Annotated in this window: 20 protein-coding genes; 1 reads left to right on the top strand and 19 read right to left on the bottom strand. The window is 56.1% G+C overall.

All coding sequences use genetic code 11. The features are described from left to right. Positions 1 to 3 precede the first annotated feature (3 nt). From mraY to mraZ, 7 genes are read right to left on the bottom strand one after another with little or no spacing between them, the layout of a single operon-like run. The gene (mraY, locus tag CF137_RS02520) at positions 4 to 1,086 is read right to left on the bottom strand and encodes a phospho-N-acetylmuramoyl-pentapeptide-transferase (protein WP_042019586.1); all 1,083 of its coding nucleotides are present in this window, start codon (positions 1,084 to 1,086) and stop codon (positions 4 to 6) included. After that, a complete protein-coding gene (locus CF137_RS02515; protein WP_139717669.1) occupies positions 1,080 to 2,435 on the bottom strand; it encodes a UDP-N-acetylmuramoyl-tripeptide--D-alanyl-D-alanine ligase in 1,356 nt (451 codons plus the stop codon). The genes mraY and CF137_RS02515 overlap by 7 nt, the downstream gene beginning before the upstream one ends. After that, positions 2,432 to 3,928 carry a UDP-N-acetylmuramoyl-L-alanyl-D-glutamate--2,6-diaminopimelate ligase gene (gene murE / locus CF137_RS02510; protein WP_139717666.1) on the bottom strand — a complete coding sequence of 499 codons (1,497 nt, stop codon included), beginning with the start codon at positions 3,926 to 3,928 and terminating at the stop codon, positions 2,432 to 2,434. The genes CF137_RS02515 and murE overlap by 4 nt, the downstream gene beginning before the upstream one ends. Beyond that, the gene (locus tag CF137_RS02505; RefSeq protein ID WP_101320345.1) at positions 3,912 to 5,666 is read right to left on the bottom strand and encodes a penicillin-binding transpeptidase domain-containing protein; all 1,755 of its coding nucleotides are present in this window, start codon (positions 5,664 to 5,666) and stop codon (positions 3,912 to 3,914) included. Before CF137_RS02505 ends, murE begins: the two co-directional genes overlap by 17 nt. After that, a complete protein-coding gene (ftsL, locus tag CF137_RS02500) occupies positions 5,663 to 5,977 on the bottom strand; it encodes a cell division protein FtsL (RefSeq protein ID WP_042019590.1) in 315 nt (104 codons plus the stop codon). Before ftsL ends, CF137_RS02505 begins: the two co-directional genes overlap by 4 nt. 3 nt (positions 5,978 to 5,980) lie before the next feature. Beyond that, entirely contained in the window at positions 5,981 to 6,919 is a 939-nt protein-coding gene (gene rsmH / locus CF137_RS02495) for a 16S rRNA (cytosine(1402)-N(4))-methyltransferase RsmH (protein ID WP_139717665.1), read from the bottom strand. Continuing rightward, the gene (gene mraZ / locus CF137_RS02490; protein ID WP_013723406.1) at positions 6,920 to 7,378 is read right to left on the bottom strand and encodes a division/cell wall cluster transcriptional repressor MraZ; all 459 of its coding nucleotides are present in this window, start codon (positions 7,376 to 7,378) and stop codon (positions 6,920 to 6,922) included. It lies immediately after the preceding gene. 644 nt (positions 7,379 to 8,022) lie between these two features. Between mraZ and CF137_RS02480 the strand changes: the two genes are divergently transcribed. Beyond that, a complete protein-coding gene (locus tag CF137_RS02480; protein ID WP_240038499.1) occupies positions 8,023 to 9,030 on the top strand; it encodes a lytic transglycosylase domain-containing protein in 1,008 nt (335 codons plus the stop codon). Here CF137_RS02480 and CF137_RS02475 read toward each other — a convergent pair. The 12 genes from CF137_RS02475 to lfgL form a co-directional block, all read right to left on the bottom strand. Then, entirely contained in the window at positions 8,963 to 9,424 is a 462-nt protein-coding gene (locus CF137_RS02475) for a hypothetical protein (RefSeq protein ID WP_139717662.1), read from the bottom strand. The two genes, CF137_RS02480 and CF137_RS02475, sit on opposite strands and share 68 nt — an antisense overlap. Next, positions 9,411 to 10,358 carry a lateral flagellar motor protein LafU gene (gene lafU / locus CF137_RS02470; protein WP_139717660.1) on the bottom strand — a complete coding sequence of 316 codons (948 nt, stop codon included), beginning with the start codon at positions 10,356 to 10,358 and terminating at the stop codon, positions 9,411 to 9,413. Before lafU ends, CF137_RS02475 begins: the two co-directional genes overlap by 14 nt. After that, positions 10,358 to 11,215 (bottom strand): lateral flagellar motor stator protein LafT, encoded by an 858-nt coding sequence (lafT, locus tag CF137_RS02465; protein WP_139717658.1) that lies wholly within the window; start codon positions 11,213 to 11,215, stop codon positions 10,358 to 10,360. Before lafT ends, lafU begins: the two co-directional genes overlap by 1 nt. A gap of 50 nt (positions 11,216 to 11,265) precedes the next feature. Next, complete coding sequence (lafS, locus tag CF137_RS02460) at positions 11,266 to 11,982, bottom strand: lateral flagellar system RNA polymerase sigma factor LafS (RefSeq protein WP_139717656.1); 717 nt, start codon at positions 11,980 to 11,982, stop codon at positions 11,266 to 11,268. A 7-nt stretch (positions 11,983 to 11,989) separates the two neighbouring features. Next, entirely contained in the window at positions 11,990 to 12,412 is a 423-nt protein-coding gene (lafF, locus tag CF137_RS02455) for a lateral flagellar basal body-associated protein LafF (RefSeq protein WP_269428984.1), read from the bottom strand. Positions 12,413 to 12,483: 71 nt separating this feature from the next. Continuing rightward, entirely contained in the window at positions 12,484 to 13,587 is a 1,104-nt protein-coding gene (locus tag CF137_RS02450) for a flagellar hook-length control protein FliK (protein ID WP_139717654.1), read from the bottom strand. Further along, on the bottom strand, positions 13,578 to 13,916 hold the full coding sequence (locus CF137_RS02445) for a LafX (RefSeq protein ID WP_139717652.1): 339 nt from the start codon (positions 13,914 to 13,916) through the stop codon (positions 13,578 to 13,580). Before CF137_RS02445 ends, CF137_RS02450 begins: the two co-directional genes overlap by 10 nt. Before the next feature lie 122 nt (positions 13,917 to 14,038). Next, positions 14,039 to 14,431, bottom strand: a complete 393-nt coding sequence (gene lafC, locus CF137_RS02440; protein ID WP_139717649.1) for a lateral flagellar export chaperone LafC — start codon at positions 14,429 to 14,431, stop codon at positions 14,039 to 14,041. A 49-nt stretch (positions 14,432 to 14,480) separates the two neighbouring features. Beyond that, positions 14,481 to 15,767: a lateral flagellar capping protein LafB gene (gene lafB, locus CF137_RS02435; RefSeq protein WP_139717647.1), complete on the bottom strand. Its 1,287-nt coding sequence runs from the start codon at positions 15,765 to 15,767 to the stop codon at positions 14,481 to 14,483. A 119-nt stretch (positions 15,768 to 15,886) separates the two neighbouring features. Continuing rightward, positions 15,887 to 17,002, bottom strand: coding sequence for a flagellin N-terminal helical domain-containing protein (locus CF137_RS22215; RefSeq protein ID WP_139717644.1), 1,116 nt, complete (start codon positions 17,000 to 17,002; stop codon positions 15,887 to 15,889). 254 nt (positions 17,003 to 17,256) lie between these two features. Beyond that, positions 17,257 to 18,261 (bottom strand): hypothetical protein, encoded by a 1,005-nt coding sequence (locus tag CF137_RS02425; RefSeq protein ID WP_139717642.1) that lies wholly within the window; start codon positions 18,259 to 18,261, stop codon positions 17,257 to 17,259. Between the two features lie 17 nt (positions 18,262 to 18,278). After that, entirely contained in the window at positions 18,279 to 19,178 is a 900-nt protein-coding gene (lfgL, locus tag CF137_RS02420; RefSeq protein ID WP_139717640.1) for a lateral flagellar hook-associated protein LfgL, read from the bottom strand. Positions 19,179 to 19,182: the final 4 nt, after the last annotated feature.

The raw sequence follows: 19,182 nt of genomic DNA, 5'->3' as shown, positions 1-19,182 counted from the left end.
GTCTTATCGCACCTTCAGGGTGGCAAGACCCAGCAACACGAGAACGAGGGTGATGATCCAGAAGCGCACGATGACGCGCGGCTCCGGCCAGCCCTTCTTCTCATAGTGGTGATGGATCGGCGCCATGCGGAAGATCCGCACGCCGCGCAATTTGTAAGAGCCCACCTGCAGGATCACCGACAGCGTTTCCATTACAAACACGCCACCCATAATCACCAACAGGAACTCCTGACGAACCAGCACGGCAATGGTACCGAGCGCGCCGCCGAGGGCCAACGATCCCACATCCCCCATGAAGACCTGGGCCGGATAGGTGTTAAACCAGAGGAACCCCAGACCCGCCCCAACGATGGCGGTACAGACGATCACCAGCTCGGAGGTATAGGGCACGTAGGGAATGTGCAGGTAGTTGGCAAAATTGACGTTACCGGTGGCCCAGGCGATCAGGGCAAAGCCCCCCGCCACCATCACGGTCGGCATGATGGCCAGACCATCGAGACCATCGGTCAGGTTAACCGCATTGGAGGTGCCGACGATGACAAAGTAGGTCAGCACGATAAACATCAACCCCAGTTGCGGCATCACGTCCTTGAAAAAAGGCACTACCAGCTGAGTCTGGCCATCGTGGGTCGCGGTGCAGTAGAGGATAACCGCTACCACCAGTGCCACCGCGGACTGCCAGAAGTACTTCCAGCGGGCAATCAGACCGTCGGTATTCTTGCGTACCACCTTGAGGTAATCATCGGCAAAGCCGATGGCACCGTAAGCACCGAGCACGAACAGCACCAGCCAGACATAGCCGTTGTCGAGACGGCCCCACAGCAGTACCGAGATAAAGATGGACGCAATGATCATCAGCCCCCCCATGGTCGGGGTGCCTCGCTTGCTGAGGTGAGACTCGGGGCCATCGTTGCGGATCACCTGGCCAAATTTGAGGATCTGCAGGCGACGGATCAGCCGTGGCCCCATCCAGAGGGCGACCCCCAGACCGGTGATGATCGACAGGATGGCGCGAAACGTCAGGTAGGAGAAGACGTTGAAGAAGGTGAAGTGCGGGGTGAGCAATTCCGCCAGCCAGACTAGCATGTGGCTGACTCCTGATGGCCTTTGACCATCTCGACGATATCTTCCATACGGGAGCCACGGGCACCCTTGACCAGAATCGAAATTTCCTGATGTGTATTTATCATTTGCGCAAGCACTTCAAACAACGACGCCTTGTTATCGAAATGTCGGCCAGCCGCGGCATCTGCGGTGTGGCGACTCTCTTCCCCTACTGTCAGCACGGCATCCAGACCGCACTCGCGGGCATGACGGCCAACCCGAGCGTGTTGCTCGGCAGACTCCTCACCCAGTTCCCGCATGTCACCGAACACCAGCACCTTGAAGCCGCCCATGGCGGTCAGGGCATCGATGCCCGCCAGCACGGACTCCACGCTGGCGTTGTAGGTATCGTCCACCAGAGTCAGACCACCCCAGCGCTGGACGCAGAAACGCCCCTTGACCGGCGCCATCTGCTCCAGCCCCGCCTTGACGGAGTCGAGGGATGCGCCAAGAGCCAGACAGCCTGCGGCCGCAGCCAGCGCGTTGGCCACGTTGTGGCGACCTGGGATCGCCAGCGTCAAACTCAGCTCGCCCTGCGGGGTCACCATCACAAACTCGGCGCAACCTTGCTCATTGAGCGCCACATCACGGGCGTGGAACGGCTGGCTCTGATCCTCGATGGAGAAAGCGCAACCAATGCCCCGCTCCCGCCACTTGGGCCAGAACTCGTTGTCGGCATTGACGATGGCGGTACCGCCTGCGCGCAGGCCCTCAAAAATTTCGCTTTTGGCGTAATAAATGCCTTCCAGCGAGCCGAAGCCCTCCAGATGGGCCGCCGCCACGTTGTTGATGATGGCGGCATCGGGTTTGGCCAATGAGGTGGTCCAGGAGATCTCGCCCTTGTGGTTGGCGCCCAGCTCCATCACTGCAAACTGATGCTGCTGCTCAAGGCGCAGCAGGGTGAGCGGCACCCCCACCTCGTTGTTGAAGTTGCCAGCGGTGGCCAGCACCTCCCCTTCGTTGCGCAGGATGGCGGTCGCCATCTCCTTCACCGTGGTCTTGCCACAGCTGCCGGTAATGGCCAGCACTTTCGGATTGATGCGCTCGCGCACCAGCTTGCCAAGACGGCCCAGCCCCTTGAGGCTGTCGGCCACCACCAGCTGGGGGATCGCCAGCGGCAGTTCACGCTCGACCAGCAAGGCTGAGGCCCCTGCCGCCAGCGCCTGATCGCAAAAATCATGGGCATCGAAACGCTCGCCGCGCAGGGCAACGAACAGGGCACCGGCACCCAGGGTGCGGGTGTCGGTACTGACTGCGGTGATCTCGCCATCTTCACCAATCAGACGGGCATCGAGTACCTGCGCCAGCTCGGCAAGCTTGAGGGTCATCATGTGAATGACTCCAGTAATGTGTGCAAAGCGGCTGCGACGGTTTCCCGATCGCTGTAGTGCCGCTTGTCGGTTCCAATGATCTGATAATCCTCGTGGCCCTTACCGGCCACCAGGATGATGTCCTGTTTGCTCGCCTGACCGATGGCCAGCGCTATCGCCTTGACCCGGTCGTGCTCCACCTGCACCGCAGCAGGATCGCGAAGACCCGCCACCATGTCGGCCATGATCCGGGCCGGCTCCTCGGTACGGGGATTGTCGTCGGTCAGGATCACGCGATCCGCATACTGCTCGGCCATGGCTGCCATCATGGGGCGCTTGCCGCGATCGCGGTCGCCGCCACAACCGACCAGACACCAGAGCTGACCTTGGCAGTGTACCCGCAGGGCCTGCAATGCCTTCTCCAGCGCGTCCGGGGTATGGGCGTAATCAACCACCGCCAGCGGGGTATCGCCACCGCCGAAACACTCCATGCGACCGGTCACCGGCTGCAATTGGGGGGCGGTCGCCAGCAACTCGTTGAAGTCGTAACCGAGCACCAGCATCACGCCCATCGCCGCCAGCACATTGCTGACGTTGAAGCGCCCGAGCAAGGGGGCGGATAATACACCATTCCCCCAGCTGGAGTTAATCTGCGCACGAAAACCTTGCTGGTGAAAATCGAGCTGCTGCGCCGTTAATTGACGGCCAGAATGGTTTTCAATCGGGCCATCCACACTGAAGGCCACCGCCGTCGGGTATTTTTCGAGCCAGTTGGCGCCCAACTCGTCATCCCGGTTGATCACCGCATTCGGCTCATCGACCAGTTGCAGCAGCTGCTCCTTGGCGGCGCCATAGGCTGCCATGGTGCCGTGATAGTCGAGGTGATCCCGACTCAGATTGGTGAAGACGGCGGCGGCAAAGGGCAGCGCAGCGACACGATGCTGCACCAGCCCATGACTGGAGACCTCCATCGCCACCAAATCCGCCCCCTGCTCTTGCAGCTCAGCCAGCGTGGACTGCACCTGCACGGCGCTGCCGGTGGTGTTTTCCGCTTCGATCAGCGTGCCAAACAGGCCATTGCCGATGGTGCCCATCACCCCGGCCTTGCCGCCCAGCAGAGTGCGCCAGTTGGCGACCAGCAGCGCAGTGGTGCTCTTGCCGTTGGTGCCGGTGATGCCGACCAGCTCCAGTTTTTTGGCTGGCTGATCGTAGAAGATACCTGCGAGAGCAGAGAGGTGAGCGGGCAGATCCCGCATCCCGATACAGGGAACCGGAGTCGATGGTGGGATAAATTCACCATCCTCCTCAAACATAACAGCGGTCGCTCCCTGAGCCACCGCCTGTTCGATAAAGCGTCTGCCATCCACCTGATGACCACGAATGGCCACGAAGAGCGAGCCGGGGCCGACCCGCCGACTATCCAGCTGGATATCGGTCAGGGTGAGCGCTGGCGCCTGAATGCCGAAGGGGCGCAGTAATGCATCAAGTACGCGGTACTCATGTGCGCGGGACAAGGGAAGCCTCCGTACGGGCAAGTTTGGTGGGCACCGCTGTGGGCACCGCATCAGGACGAATATTGAAGAGCTGCAGCACCCCGCCCATGGCCTCTGCAAACGGTGGGGTCGCCACGGCGCCACCATAATAGGCGCTGCCTTTCGGCTCGTTGATCACCACCACCATGACGAAACGAGGGTCACTGGCTGGGGCGAAACCGGCAAACCAGGCCATGTAATCCTTGCCATAGCCACCGGCGACGGCGACCTTGGCGGTACCACTCTTGCCGCCGACCCGATAGCCCGGGATCTTGGCCTTGGGAATGGCGTTGTCGACCACATATTCCAGCGCCTGCAACATGGCAGAGGCGTTGTTGTGGTCGATCACTTGCTCACCCTTGGGCGGCGTGGTGACCTTGACGATGGAGAGCGGCACCCGCTTGCCCTTATTGGCCAGGGTGGCGTAGGCGGAAGCCAGCTGCAGCGGGGTGACCCGCAAGCCATAGCCGAAGGAGAGGGTCGCCCGCTCGATATCAGACCAGCGACGACGCTGGGGCAGCATGCCGCTGCTCTCGCCCATCAAACCACTGCCGGTATCCATACCGAAACCGAACATGCTGAGGGTGTTGATCATCTCCTGCGCCGGCATCCGCAGCGCGATGCGCGACATCCCGATGTTGGAGGAGTAACGCAGGATATCGTAGAGGTTGGTCGCCTTGTGAATACTGACGTCCTTGATCTGCTTGGCGCCGATAAACAGTGGCCCACCCGGAATAGTGTCTTTCCAGCTGGTCACCCCAGCCTGCAGTCCACTTAACAAAATCAATGGCTTAATGGTAGATCCAGGCTCATAGGTATCGGTTACTACCCGGTTGCGCACCCGGAAGCTCTGATACTGACCACGGTTATTGGGGTTGTAAGAGGGGGTGTTGACCATGGCGAGCACTTCGCCGGTCTTGATATCCAGCATCACCATGGAGCCGGAGGTCGCCTTGTTCTCGTCGGTTGCCCGCTTGAGGGCGCGGTAGGCCAGTGCCTGAACCCGCTGATCGATACTGAGTTGCAGATCGTTGGCGTTCTTGCCCTCTTTGACGACACCAAGGCGTTCAATTACGCGACCCTGACGGTCCTTGCGCACCCGCATTTCGCCAGAGGTGGCCGTCAGCCACTCGTTGTAGCTTCGCTCGATACCCTCTATGCCGTTGTCATCGATGTTGGTCACCCCCACCAGATGGGCACTGATCTCGCCAGTCGGGTAGAAGCGGCGCGCTTCAGGGCGCAGGTAGACCCCACCCAGCTTCAACCCCTTGATATACTCGGCAACAGCAGGCGTCACCTGCCGCTGCAGGTAGACGAACCGCTTACTGGGGTTGGCAAGGCGGTGCTTGAGCGTATTGATGTCGAGTTTCAGCACTGCTGATAATGCCAGCCAGGCCCGCTCGTTATTGATGGCACCGGACTCATGGACTGTCTTGGGATCGGCCCAGACCGCCTCGACAGGCACGGAAACCGCCAGCTGCTCGCCATTGCGATCGGTGATCATGCCGCGCACCGCCTGGGTGGACGTGGTCCGCAGCGAACGCATGTCCCCCTCCTGACGTAGACGATCCGGGTTGATCACCTGGATCCACGCCAGACGCAGGATCAGACCCACAAACGCGATGCCGATAAATACCACCAGCGTGCGAAAGCGCCACGGATAGATCGATGGCGCTTTGACAGTCGCTTTGGCAGCTTTGGCTGTAGCCTTGCGTTTCATGGTTGGGTAATTACCTTCTCGGTGGTCACCAGCGGACGTCCCATCTGTAACTTGTCCATCGCCAGACTCGCCACCCGGGAGTGTTCAGCCAGGGTGCCCTGCTCCAGCAGCAGATGGCGCCATTCGATATTGAGGCGATCTTCTTCGGCCATCAGATCGTTCTGCTTGGCAGTCAGACCCCGGGTCATGTTGGTCACCAAAATCACCGCAAAGGCGGTGACCAGCACGGCAACTGACAGCAGAATCTGCAGCTTGTGGCGCCAGAGATCACGGAGGATCTCCTTGGCCAGATGAACACGCACCTCGCTCATCGGTTACTCCGCCAACCGCTCTGCGACGCGCAGCACCGAGCTGCGCGAGCGGCTATTTTCAGACACTTCAGAGTCAGATGGCTTGAGCGCCTTACCCACCGCCTTCAATTTGCGACCGCCAGCCAGCTGGGCCTCGGTCAACGGAATGCCGTAAGGCACTTCCGGCCCTTTTTCATGCTTGCGGATGAAGTGCTTAACCAGCCGGTCTTCCAGTGAATGGAAGCTGATCACCGACAGACGCCCTTGGGGTGCCAGCACCTCCAGCGCACCGTTGAGCGCGGTTTCAATCTCATCCAGCTCGCTGTTGATATAGATGCGGATGGCCTGGAAGCTGCGGGTTGCAGCATGCTTGCCTTTTTCCTTGCTCGGGTTGACCCGGGCAATCATCTCCGCCAGCTGACGGGTACGCACATAAGGTTCGGTAACGCGATCGTGGACAATGGCGCGGGCGATCTTCTTGGCAAAGCGCTCCTCACCAAAGGTCTTCAGCACCCAGGCAATATCATCGACATCGGCCTTGGCCAGCCACTGAGCCGCGCTTTGGCCGGAGGTGGGGTCCATCCGCATATCGAGCGGACCATCTTTCATAAAGCTGAATCCGCGCTCGGCATCGTCCAGCTGGGGAGACGAGACTCCCAAATCCAGCAAAAAGCCATCCACCTTGCCCAGCAAGCCACGCTCATCAAGATAAGAGGCGATACCGGAGAAGGGACCATGGACGATTTCGAAACGGGGATCCTGGATCTTGGCCGCATCGGCAATCGCCTGCGGATCGCGGTCGATGGCGATCAACCGGCCATTGGGGCCAAGGTGCTGCAGGATCAGACGAGAATGACCACCACGGCCAAAAGTACCATCGACGTAAACGCCGTCCGGCTTGATGTCCAGACCTGCGACGGCTTCGTGCAACAGCACTGTGATGTGTTCAGAGGCTTGGGTCATTTATAAAGAGAAATCCTGTAGTCGTGGTGAGCTTGCCCAATCGTCCCCGGGCAGACCCAAGATGTCGTCATTGACCTGTTGTTGCCAGCGGGCTTCATCCCACAGCTCAAACTTGTTGAGCTGGCCCACCAACATGATTTTCTTGTCCAGCCCCGCATGGTTGCGCAGTGGCTGGCTCAGCAGCAGACGGCCATTGCCATCCAGCTCGCATTCGGTTGCATGCCCCAACAACAGCCGCTGCAAACGGCGCTCTTGCGGATTCATGCTGGAGAGGGTCTTGAGCTTGCGCTCAACCTCTTCCCATTCGTTCAGGGGATAAAGCAACAGACAGGGATGGGCAATATCGATGGTGCAGACCAGCTGGCCGTCGCTTTCATCGCGCAGCCAATCACGGAATTTGGTCGGAATAGCCAGCCGCCCTTTACTGTCCAGGCTGATGGCATGAGCGCCACGCAACAAATTGCAGTCCCTGAAGGTGAGTGAGCGAGCTGATTGCCCCTCTAAAAACCACTTTGATCCACTTTTCCCCACCATGAAGTTTAAGGACGTGGAAGGGGCTTTTCAAGCAAGGAGATGGGACAGAGAGAACATATTGACGCAGCATTTGGACACTGCTGGTTGAGTGGGTTGATTTTCCAAGAGTTATTGATGAAGAAACAGCAAACAATTAATTAACTTCGGGGCGGTAGGCGGTCACTATCTAGGCAATATGATGAAACGGAACAATACCACTGCACATAGCAAGATACTAACACATATCACTGGATAGATGATGTAACCATCTTTCGAACGGCGCGTACGCAGAGAAACCAGCTGACAGAGCAACAAATTGTAAATAATCAGCAGGGATGTCAGCAGAATATTGGTGGCAAATGTCAGCTCTTGGGCGTAACCAATGTACAAGCCCATCAGAATGAAATTGGCGAGTATCAGATACAGCAAAAACTTCTGAATCGCTTTACCCGAATTTGGGCTCTTTTTTACTCGTGTTATCATGCTTGCTACGTCCTGGATTACACATGATCAGACGACCTTAAATTCAAAAAACTGTTGAGATATATCATGTTTTTATTATTGCGCGATCCTTGCTCAACAATTGCCCCATGACCAGGCTCATTTTTCTGCTACTGAGCGGGATGTTAATGATATCAACATCTTGCCATGCTTATCACAATTATCACTGGCAAGCAGGTTTCCCTATCCCGATTCAGGGAAAAGGTGCCGATTTGGTCAGCCAACAGCAGCAATTCTTGCTTAAGCAGCGTCCTTATCTGCAGCAACGCCTCGCGGAGACACAACCCGTTATTCGCTGGGTCGCGGAGCAGGTTCACGAACGCAAACTGCCTCCTTTGCTTGCCTTTGTTCCTTTGCTGGAAAGCAGTTACCGGCTGGATGTGGTCTCTTCTGCTGGCGCGGCGGGCCCTTGGCAGCTAATGCCCGATACCGCCACCCGATTTGCCGTTCCCATCACCAGCGAATTTGATGGCCGCTATTCACTGCCATTGGCGACAGAGGCAGCCCTTTCCTATCTGGCATGGCTTTATCGCTTCTTTGGCAATGACTGGCTGCTTGCTTTGGCCGCCTATAACGCGGGAGAAGGGCGGGTACTCAATGCAGTTTTGAAAGCGGGGACACGCAATATATGGGAACTGGAGCTTCCGACTGAAACCCGCTTTTATGTGGCGCGCTTTGTCGCGCTTGCAAGGCTACTCGACATGCCTGATAGATATCAGTTTCAGCTTCCGCCGTGGCAAAGCGGCAGTGATTTGCAAATTTTTCGTCATCCAGATGGCTGTTCCCTTCCCGCATGGGCTCAGGCAAAGGGCGTCTCCATGAATGAGGCCAGCCGCTGGAATCCGGCTTGGCAACTCCCTACCGCGCAAGGGATAACCAACTGCCCGATTGTCTACAGCAAGGGGAAGGCTCCCACTGCCAGCCAGAAAAGAGGAGCGACTGCCATTCTCAAAGCAGTCTCGCTGGACAGCCTGCACGACCCCCTGTTGCTGAAAGCTGCCAGGGGGCTTGATATGAGTCGAGGCGAGATCAGGCTGGAACGCTTGCCTGATCCTCTTGGGATTCAGCAGAAGCGGCCGCTGATTGCGGCACCATGAAGCAGTGGCGCCAGTGGCTCAGTACCGGAGCCAAATCAATATCTTCCGGATATGACCAGCGGGCCCCATAAAAGCACAGCTGCCGGCCAATGGCACGACGATGAGTGATGTTGCAATCCAGCGCAATTCGCGGCAACAGGGAGAGCGTCACCGTTTCGGGTAATTCAAATCGAGCCGGGGCAAGGAAACCGACCCCTCCTGGGCCAATGTCTTTGATCACTGCGCGACCAATACTCTTGTCAAACAGCAATCCGGAAATCAGCAATCTGGCCGCAATACCGCAACTCTGTGATTCGAAAGGGGTTGCACCATCGTGCAGATACCAGCGCGGCACCTTTCGGCGTGGATCATTGTGCGAGGTATGCACCGGAAAATCGATCTCAGGGTTGTCCATGGGAAATCATCTCCTTGGCACGGGTGGCCGCCGCTTGCGTTTGGGAGCTGAACAGTTGCTCCAGATTGGTTTCAGCCTGGGTGGTCATGATCAGTAATTCAATGCGTCGATTACGGCTGCCTTGGGGATTCTGGGTATCGTCCAGCATGGTATCTGCCATAGCGACCACCTGTCCGACCCGTTCAGGTGGCATCCCTCCGGCCAACAGCACCCGCCTTGCCATCATGGCGCGGTCTGACGATAGCTCCCAGTTGCTGTAGTTGTCACCGGCAAACGGTGTATTGTCGGTATGGCCAGAAATCATGACCCTATTCTCTATGCGCTGGAATATGGGGGCCAACGCCATCAACATGTGACGAAAGAAGGGGCTGATGCGGGCACTGCCACGGCTATACATCTCCCGATCCGCATCATCACGGATCAGGATCCGCAGCCCTTGGGGAACAATCTGAATCTCAAGGTTATTCTTCGCCTGCATCTGCTCAGCAAGATGGTCGATAAATCCGGCCAGCTGCTTAATCTGGGCCTCCCCCTCAAGCTTACCGATCAACAGCTTTTCATAGCCCCCGCCGGGGCCGTCAGAAAAGATGCTCTGGGTGCGGTCCATATGCTTGGGCATCAGTTGACCCTGCTGATCAAACTTGGGATTCAACTCATCGATAACCGAGGGATTACCACCCAGATCGACAGGATAGGGGCTGTTGCGAATATCAAACGGGTTGGCCTCACTGTCCATAATGCTGTAGTCACGCAGACGACTGGCAACCGCTTCGCGCTCTTCCTGATTCGAAACCGCAAGGATCCAGAGCACCATAAAAAAGGCCATCATAGCCAGAGTGAAGTCAGCAAATGCCACTTTCCAGGCACCGCCGCCCTTTGGACCACTGTTACGACGCTGCTGGCGTTTGACGATAATCTGTTCGTGATTGCGCATTACATCGCCCTGTTGGTCACCCAATCTTCCAACTCAAGGAAGCTTGGTTTGACTTCAGGCTCCAGGATCTTGCGACCCGAATCGACGGCAAGCAAAGGTGTCTTGCCACGCAACTGGGCAATCAGGATCGACTTGATACACATCAACAGACCGATACGACGTTTGACCATCTCTTCCATAGCGTTGCTGATTGGCTCCAGCAAGCAGTAGCAGAGGAAAATACCGATAAAGGTCCCAACTAGAGCGGCCGCCACATGCACCCCGATATTGCTCAGGGGCCCGTCCAGTTGCTGCATGGTAATGATGATTCCCATTACCGCGGCCAGAATACCAAAGCCCGGGCAAGCCTCACCCGTCTTGTGCAAAGCATGCGCTGGTTTGAGCATATCCTCTTCAATGGCCATGATTTCCTGCTCCAACATAGTTTCCAGTTCATGTGGAGTAATTTTGCCCATGCCGAGCAGGCGCAGGTTATCAATGATGAAACCGAGCAGTTGGGGATCTTCCGAAATCTGGGGGTACATCAAAAAGACCGAACTCTGCTGAGGATTTTCGATATGTTCATCAAGTGCCTTCATCCCCTTGTTACGGGTCTCTTCAAGTAGTTGGTACATCAAAGTCAGCAGCTCGCGATAGATCTCTTTCTCTTCTTTGTTCGCTTTGAAGCACCTTTTTATCTGCAGCCACATTTCATGCATCACCTCTTTCGAGTTGCCTAGAAACATGGAACCGCCTGCTGCACCAAGAATGATCACAAGTTCTGATGGCTGCCACAACGCAATAGGGTTGCCACCAGCCATCATGAAACCGCCCAGCACACATATAAAAATGACACCGATGCCAATCTGTTTTTGCATGAATGTTTCCGCACGATACAAGAAGGGTCACCAAGAAAGGTGAAGCACTACTATATGGAGTCGACCAATCGCTGCTTTAGCTGAAGTACACATTGCTTGTGCAGCTGACAAACCCGGGATTCGGTTAATCCAAGCACCAGCGCGATCTCCTTCATGTTGAGCTCTTGCTGGTAATAGAGGGAAAGCAATAACTGCTCGCGTTTATCCAGAGTGGCCAACACCTTGCTGATAGTCATCGCCATATCGACATCATCAGATTCGGTTGTTGGGGCCTTGCCACCATTCTCCAGCCACTCTTCCAGACTCTGCAAGGCTTCAGCCTGACTGGCATAAGCAAGCTGGCGTACCTCGTTCACCGAACAATCGAGCGCAGCAGCAAGTTCTTGTTCTGAGGGCGCGCGGCCAAGACGATTGTGCAGTTCACGCTGCACCTGATTATGGCCATGTACCTGCTGTCGCAGCTGACGGGGTCGCCAGTCCAGACGACGCAGCTCATCGAGCATGGCACCACGAATCCGTTTGAAGGCGTAACTTTCAAACTGGGCATCGGGCTCGCTACCATAACGGCGCCACGCCTCCAGCAGCCCCATCATCCCCACCTGTTCCATATCCTCCTGATCAAAACAAGCACTGACCTGGCTGCGCAAATGGCTGGCTGCTCGCTTCACCAAGGGCAAATAGCGCGCAAGAATAGCGGGCTCGCCCGTGCGAGGAAGTTGCGGTGTATCGGCGAACTCTTGTTGAGCATCCCAAGCGGAATCTGTCATATCGTCGCTACTGTACCAGCACCTTGGTGATCAGCACTTCGTCCAGATAGGGCTTGTAACCATACCCCTGTACCGTAGTGACCAACTTGTCGCGCAGAGAGACCTGCAGCTTGGAAATATTCTGCAGCTCGACTTTTACGTCATCATGGGAGCGGTGGCTAAAATACTGCACCATGGCATTGCGGATCAGCGGGGTCAGCTCATCCAGCTTGGCAACCTGAGCCGGGTTGTAGGTCACCAGTGCCAGCTCCAGCACCAGATAATGGGACTGTTCGCCCCCTTCCAGACTGATGACAAAGCGCTCCATCGGCTTGAACAGCGGAGTACTACTCAACTCTGGCTTTGGCTCTGCCAATCCGAGCCAGACTTCGACCACATCGCGTTTAAGCCATGCGCCATAGGCCAATATTGCCAACAGACACAGAGCCATGACGAATATCATCAACCACTTCATGACACGTCGCATAATGTAAAACCACTCTCGCTATAGCAAATTGAAAATCAGACCAGGGTATTGAGCCAGTCGTGCACCGTCTCCCACTGGGAGTCCGGATCATCCTGCCACTGACGACGGCCAGCCAGGATCTTCTCCTGTTGCCATCGCTCTTGCTGTCCCTGTTCGCTGCCCTGCCCCACATTGACCTCAACCCCACCGGCATGATGAGGGGCCAGGCTCATGCGCAAGCGCTCCATCGACTGGATCATCGCATCGCGCACCGCCGGGTTGGTCACGTTCAACTGGACATTGAGTCGGTCACCATCGAGCTTGACGGTCAACTCCAGTCGCCCGAGCTCTGGCGGATCCAGCCGGATGTGTGCCTGTTTCACCTGTTGATTCACCTGCAGCTCAACCTTGTCCTGAAGCAGGTTAACCAACTGCTGTCCCCATTGGCTCTGGGTGTCTGACAACCGAACAGGAGCCCACTGATACTCAGCATGACGCAGCGGTACAGCACCTAGTGGTCCGACAGCCAGCTGGCGGGCATCTGGTAGCCTGTTTTCTACTGCAGAGGTATCAGGCACACTTCCCGGCTCCAAACCGGCTGCCATAACAGGCAAGCTGAAGCGGCCAGGTAATACACCGGACTGGCCATTTGATTTGGCAAGCAACGTAGAAAGCGCCTGTTCCGCAGCTGCAGAAACCGTTTCACGACGCGGCATCACCTCTTGCTCAGGCAGAGCGGTCGCAGCGCCCATCAACGCGCGAAGAGAGGGCGGCAATTTGTTATCCACCACCTGCGGTGCACCAGTGTTACTTCCTGCCCGGGAATAGCCACGGCTTAAATGAAAACCATCGATATCGGCATCATTCACTCTGACAAAGAGAGGAGGCATATTGGTAAACGCTTGCAGCTGTTCAGCCGGGTCGCCCTCCGCCCCCGGCTGTTCGCTCTCTTTTTCTTCTACCGCAACATCACTGGCAACCAGCTCGGGCAAGGGCAAGGGCAAGGGCAAGGGCAAGGGCAATGCAACCAGAGGATCCACAGCCTCATCCAGCGGTTGATATAACTCCCCTTCACTGCCGGTTTGACCGGATAAACGGTTCAAGGCCGTTACATCCGGCGAATGCACTGCATCAAAACCGCTAAATTGAATCAATCCCATTGCTGTGTCTCACCGTAGGCGGTCAAGCCTTCACGAATAGAAGAAAGCTGCTGCCACTCCTGTTTACGAATCAGGGTCTCCTGCTCGCAGAGTTGCAATGCTTGCCGATACAACATTCGGGCTTTATCTCTTGCTGGTTGCAACGCAGCCCAGAGTTGGGGGTTCAGGCTAACCTGAGAGACAAATTGCGCGAAGCGTCCATCCGTTAGCCTGACGGCATCCCACTGGCCAGCTTGTGCCTGTTGCAGCAATAGCGTACCCAACCCCAATAACTGACGCTGGCGAGTCTGCAGTTCGGTCTCACGCAACACGGGAGCAATACCTGACATGACGAGCCCCAAAAAGAAGATGACCAAGCCCACAAGCAAGGAGTGGGCCAGACCGATAACCAAGAAATTTCAATATGTTGGAAGTGGGGAAGTAGAGAGAGGAAGGAAGTGCAACTTCCGTATTAACGAGGATGACGCGCCATGGCTTCCCAACCCTCTTTCAGCTCTTGCAGGATCTTGCGCACTTCGGCGAACCCCTCAACATTGTTGGATACGCTGATCTCAAACAATTTCTGGCCGCAGTAGTCATAAAGACGATGCAGATTGACCGCCAGTTCGCCCCCTTTATTCATATCAAGCGCACTGTCCAGCCCACCAAGGATCTGCATACACTTGTTGATAGCCAACCCTTTGCGCTCAAACTGCTTGGCCAAGATATGCCCTTCCGCTCTGGCTATCTCGTCAAGCAGGCCATCCATCAGCATCAATACAAGCTGATATGGATCGGCACTGGCAGCCTTGGCTTCTGTGGCGGCAAATCGATAGGCATCGTAGCCATCTTCGGATTCAAACATGGGTCACTCGCTATTGCAGGTTCAAAACCAGTCATCCAGGGGCGAAAGCTCAAAGTGCTCCCATGGTCTGCATCATCTGGTTCATGGTGGTGAATTGATTGAGGTAACGCTTGTAAACAGACTCCATCCGTTTATCCAGCGACTCCATTTTAACATCAAGTCGCTTTTGATTGGCTTCCAGTGTGCTCTTGCGAGTGGCCATCACACCATTGGTCTTGGAGAAAGGATCGAGCACCTTGCTCATTCGCTTGAGCAAGCCGTCATCCCCCATCAGCGCCTTGCCCAGCAGTTCAGGATCCTTCTCAATCGACTTCTTGAAATCCGTGTCGCTAAACGCCAACTTGCCCGACTTTTCGGTTTTGATACCAAGCTGAGTCAGCGTCATGCCAGCTGGCAGATTGCGGACCGCATTGGCCAGTGCACCTTTCAAACCTCGCACCGTGGCGTCAGAAGCCAGTACGCCTTTCGCCTTGATATCGGTGGATGTCTCTTTGTTCAGCAGATCCAGCAGTTCGTTATAACTATCAACAAATTTTTTCAATGAACCTGTTACGGCTTCATTATCATAAGCCACCGTCACCTGCATCGGGCCATCCGTTGGCTTTTGCACCTTGGTGAGATCCAGCGTTAACCCTTCCACCACGTTTTCAATCTTGTTGGTCGGCGACTTAATCTCCAGCGCATTAGTGCCAACCCCCATTTTGATGATGGAGTCCTGACCTGGGGTGATCACCTTGCCGTCGATAAAAGCCTTGCCGAACGCTGAAGCAGGGTCGCCATCATAGGTGGGGGTAAACACCTTGGCAGCCCCGCTATCTTTGCTGGTCAGCACCAGGTTCACCTTGCCATCCGAGCGGATCAGGCTTGCCTTAACCCCCGGATTATCCGCCGAATCATTGATAGCAGAGACCAGACTTTGAGCTGTCGCCCCCGCTGGCAAGGTAGCCAAATCGATAGCAAACGCCTTGCCATCTAAGGTAAACGACACTTTCCCGGAGGTTGGCAATGGTGCTTTTTCATCTGCCAGTTGCACCCCGAACTGATGGGCCTGCGCCAACTGATTGACCTGAAAGTTATATTGCCCAGGTGTCGCCTTGCCATTGCTGGTCACCGTCATGATGCCTTCTTGCGAGAGGCTGGCTTTCTGCGCCTGCAAAGCCGCTGGCTTGTTCAGGTCTTTCAGCAAGGTCTGAAAGCTGGAAAGTTTGGAGTTGATGGACGCCAGTGCGCTCTGCTGCGCCTTTACGGCAGCAAGCTGCCCTTTCAGCAGCCTGTCCATATTCTTGCGCTCATTGGTCACCATTTGCATCGCGGCGGAAGCGGGATCGACCTGCATATATCAACTCCTTCGGTATCAGGGCAAGACTTGCTTGTTGAAAAGCACTGTTGCAGCAGAACTTTTCAACCGACAAGCGGGAAAATGAGGCCGCCACCGCCGTGGCGGCCAACTATCAATTAACGCAGCAAACCAGTGACCATGCTGGTCATTTCGTTGGACTTGGTCAGCACAGACATGCCTGTCTGCATCAGCATCTGGTTCTTGGTCATGTTGGTGCTTTCGGTGGCGAAGTCGGCATCCATGATGCGACCCTTGGCGATATCGGTGTTCTCTTTCATATTGGAGAGGTTGTTAACGGTGTGCTCAAGACGGTTGATATTGGCACCGAAAGAGGAACGTACGCTGGTGATATCCTGCATAAACTCTTCCATCTTGCCCATGGCAAACTGGGCAGAGTCCTTGGTCAGACCGATCTCCAGTACGTTGGAGTCCAGACCGTTACCCGCAGTCATCGCAGCTTTGACCAGAGGCTTCAAACCATCATCATAGGTCTTTTGGGCGACAGACATCACATCAACGGCATCATCATAGGCTTTCTGCTCTGCGGCAGTTGGCTTTGCAGCAAGTGCTTTATACGTAGCTTCTGCCGTGTCAAACGCGGTTTTTGCCGCTTTCAGCTTCCCTGCACCAGAAGTACCTACCGTCTCGTCCTTGTAGTCGGTAACTGGCTTGAGGTTTGCCTGCGCAGTGGTTTTGCCTGCGGCACTACCCACAACCTTACCCAGTACATCCTTCATATCCAGCGCCAGCGTCTCACTGCTGGTGTTACCGATCTGGAAAGTGACCTCGCCCTTGGCAAACTTGCCGTTTTTACTATCCAGCAGGTTTTCGCCACCGAAGGCGGTATTGCTGGCGATGTTTTTCAGCTCTTTGGTCAGCTCGCCAAATTCGGCGTTCATGGCGGCGATATCTTTGTCGCTGCTGGTGCCGTTGGCCGCCTGAGTGGCCAGATCTTTCATGCGCTGTACGATGTTGGTCATCTCGTCCATGGCGCCTTCGGCGGTCTGCATCATGGAGATGGCATCCTGGGCATTGCGCATGCCCACTTTCTGACCATTTGACTGGGATTGCAGACGGGTGGCGATCTGCAGACCGGCGGCATCGTCAGCGGCGGAGTTGATGCGCAGACCGGTACCCAGACGCTGCATGGCAGTGCTCGCCATCTTGTTGGTAGAGGTCAGCTGGTTCTGGGTGACCATGTTGGCAAAGTTGGTGTGGATTGACAGACTCATTTTCGTTTCCTCGAAATAGATGCTGCCACAGGCAGCGTTTGGGTTGACCCCAATGAAGAACGACCACAGCGTCGTGAAAATTAAATCTTTTTTTGCTGCTCTGCAGTTTCTCTTGGCCCCCCCGTTCAGGTGCGAAACAACGGGCCCACGACCAGGCGGTGTCGTTATCGGCGACGAGGGGAGCATCGCCGAGATAAAAAAAACCGCACAAATCAGCTTGTGCGGTTTTTTAACGATGAGACAGGTCAGAGCTATCAAGTGAGTAACGCAACCACCCCTTGACGGGTTACATTGGCCTGCGCCAGCAAACCGGACATGGTGCCCATATAACCGCCTTGTGAGAGGCGGGCGGCCAGAGAGGATTGCAACTGCGCCAGCTCCTCCTGCTCCAGGTTCTGGCTGCGGGCCTTGACCTTATCCAGTTGCAGCACCATCTTCTGACGAAACTGTTTCAGCTCCCGCACCGACTGTTCGATCTCGCCCAGTACCTTTTTAAGCTGCAGCCGCTCCTGACGGGTCTCCCCTTTGGCAACCCCCTCGGCCATGCGGGTCAGCGCTCCGGCCTTTGGCTTGAACTGCACCGGGATCGGGTTGCCTGCCGGAATACGGATACCCTCACCCCGGATCAGTACTGGCTCATCCAGTTTGCGGCGATGGGGCTCAGCGACAGAGAGCTCCAGCTTGCCCAGTTCATTCATTCGGGACTGGATATGTTCTTTACGCAGCGCCCGATCGAGCATGGTGGCAACGTCGCCATCTCGCGCTCCGGCCGGGATGGTCACCTCCACCGCACTGCTGCTCTGGGGAAAGGAAAACACCAGTCGCTCGCTGCTGTTTTTAGCACTCAATAAATCCAGATGCTCGGCACTGAACCGGGTACGCAACTCCTGAGCCGATGCAATGAGTCTGGGTTTGAGCCCGTCAGTCAAAGGCCCTCTCGGCAGGGTGACTTTCTCTTCCAGCATTTTTAAGCGGTTAGTCACGTCACTGCTGGCCAGCTCACGCTGACCCAATTGGCGTTCAAGCCGCGTCAATTCACCCCAAACCTGATTGAGTGCTTGTTCAGCGCCCTGAGCATGGGCAATTCGCTGTTGAGCTGCGCCGATCAGGGCCCATCTATCCATCCGGATAATATTGGGGTGGCGCTCATTCTGTTTTCGGCTTTCCGGAGTGTGAGCTTGTGCAGTTGCGCGGCCCTGCAACTTGAGCTTTGCCTGCGCCTCGGCAACGCCCCCAAGACGGGTTTGCTGGATCTGCATCATGACTCCTTCACTCGTTACGGCATGTAGTTGAACAGGCTAAGGCCATTAACCTTGGCAAAAGCTTGCTGCTGCACCTGTAATGCCATCAGGACGTGGGCCTGTCGGGTCGCCGCCTCGGCATAATCCAGCGACTCTATCTGGTTGCTCACTTCCTTGCTATAGACGCCTTTCTCGGCATGGCTCTCATCGATCTGATCCAGCAAGTTGATCCGGGCACCAATCGTGCTCACCGCCTGGCTGATATTATCTTGCAGCGTCTGGCTGCGACCCAGCATGGCTCGGGCTTGATCGACGGCGTCAGGTGCTGCGGCATTAATTGCCGTCACCATGCTATCGAGTCGTTTGAAAAAGTCATCCGGCTGCAGAAACAGCTGGTCAGCCGTCTGGTTCAAGCCCACAGTGACGCCGTTGGCAATACTGACCTCACGCACCAGATTATCCCCCTGGTAGATGTAGTCACCACTCGTCTGCTTTACCAATGCAGTCTGATCAACCTTGCTACCGGTAAAGAGGCTGGAGCCACTCTCATTACGCGCATTGGCCAGATCCAGCAAACCATCCTTGATAATGGCGACCTCACTGGCCACCGCTTTGCGATCTGCATCCGACAAAGAACCTGTTGCAGCAGTCTGGGTCAACTCCCGCAACCGCATCAGCATGTTGGTCATGGTCTCAAACTGCAGCTCCCCCTGAGAGAGCTGGCTCTTGGCATTGGCGATATTCTTCTGATACTGCGCCATCGCCACCTGCTCTTTCTGCAAGCCCAGCAGCTGCACACTGCCAACAGGATCATCAGAGGGCTGAAGAATGCGTTTTTGCGTGGAGATCTGGCGATCGAGCCTGGCATATTCACCGAAGCCTTGCTGCAAATTGTCGAGCATGCTGAGCTGGATTTGGTTGGTACTGATGCGCATGGTC

The sequence above is a fragment of the Aeromonas sobria genome, from assembly GCF_006243315.1.
In the GTDB taxonomy this organism is placed as follows: Bacteria; Pseudomonadota; Gammaproteobacteria; order Enterobacterales; family Aeromonadaceae; genus Aeromonas; species Aeromonas sobria_A.
This window is presented reverse-complemented; position numbering and strand designations above follow the sequence as displayed.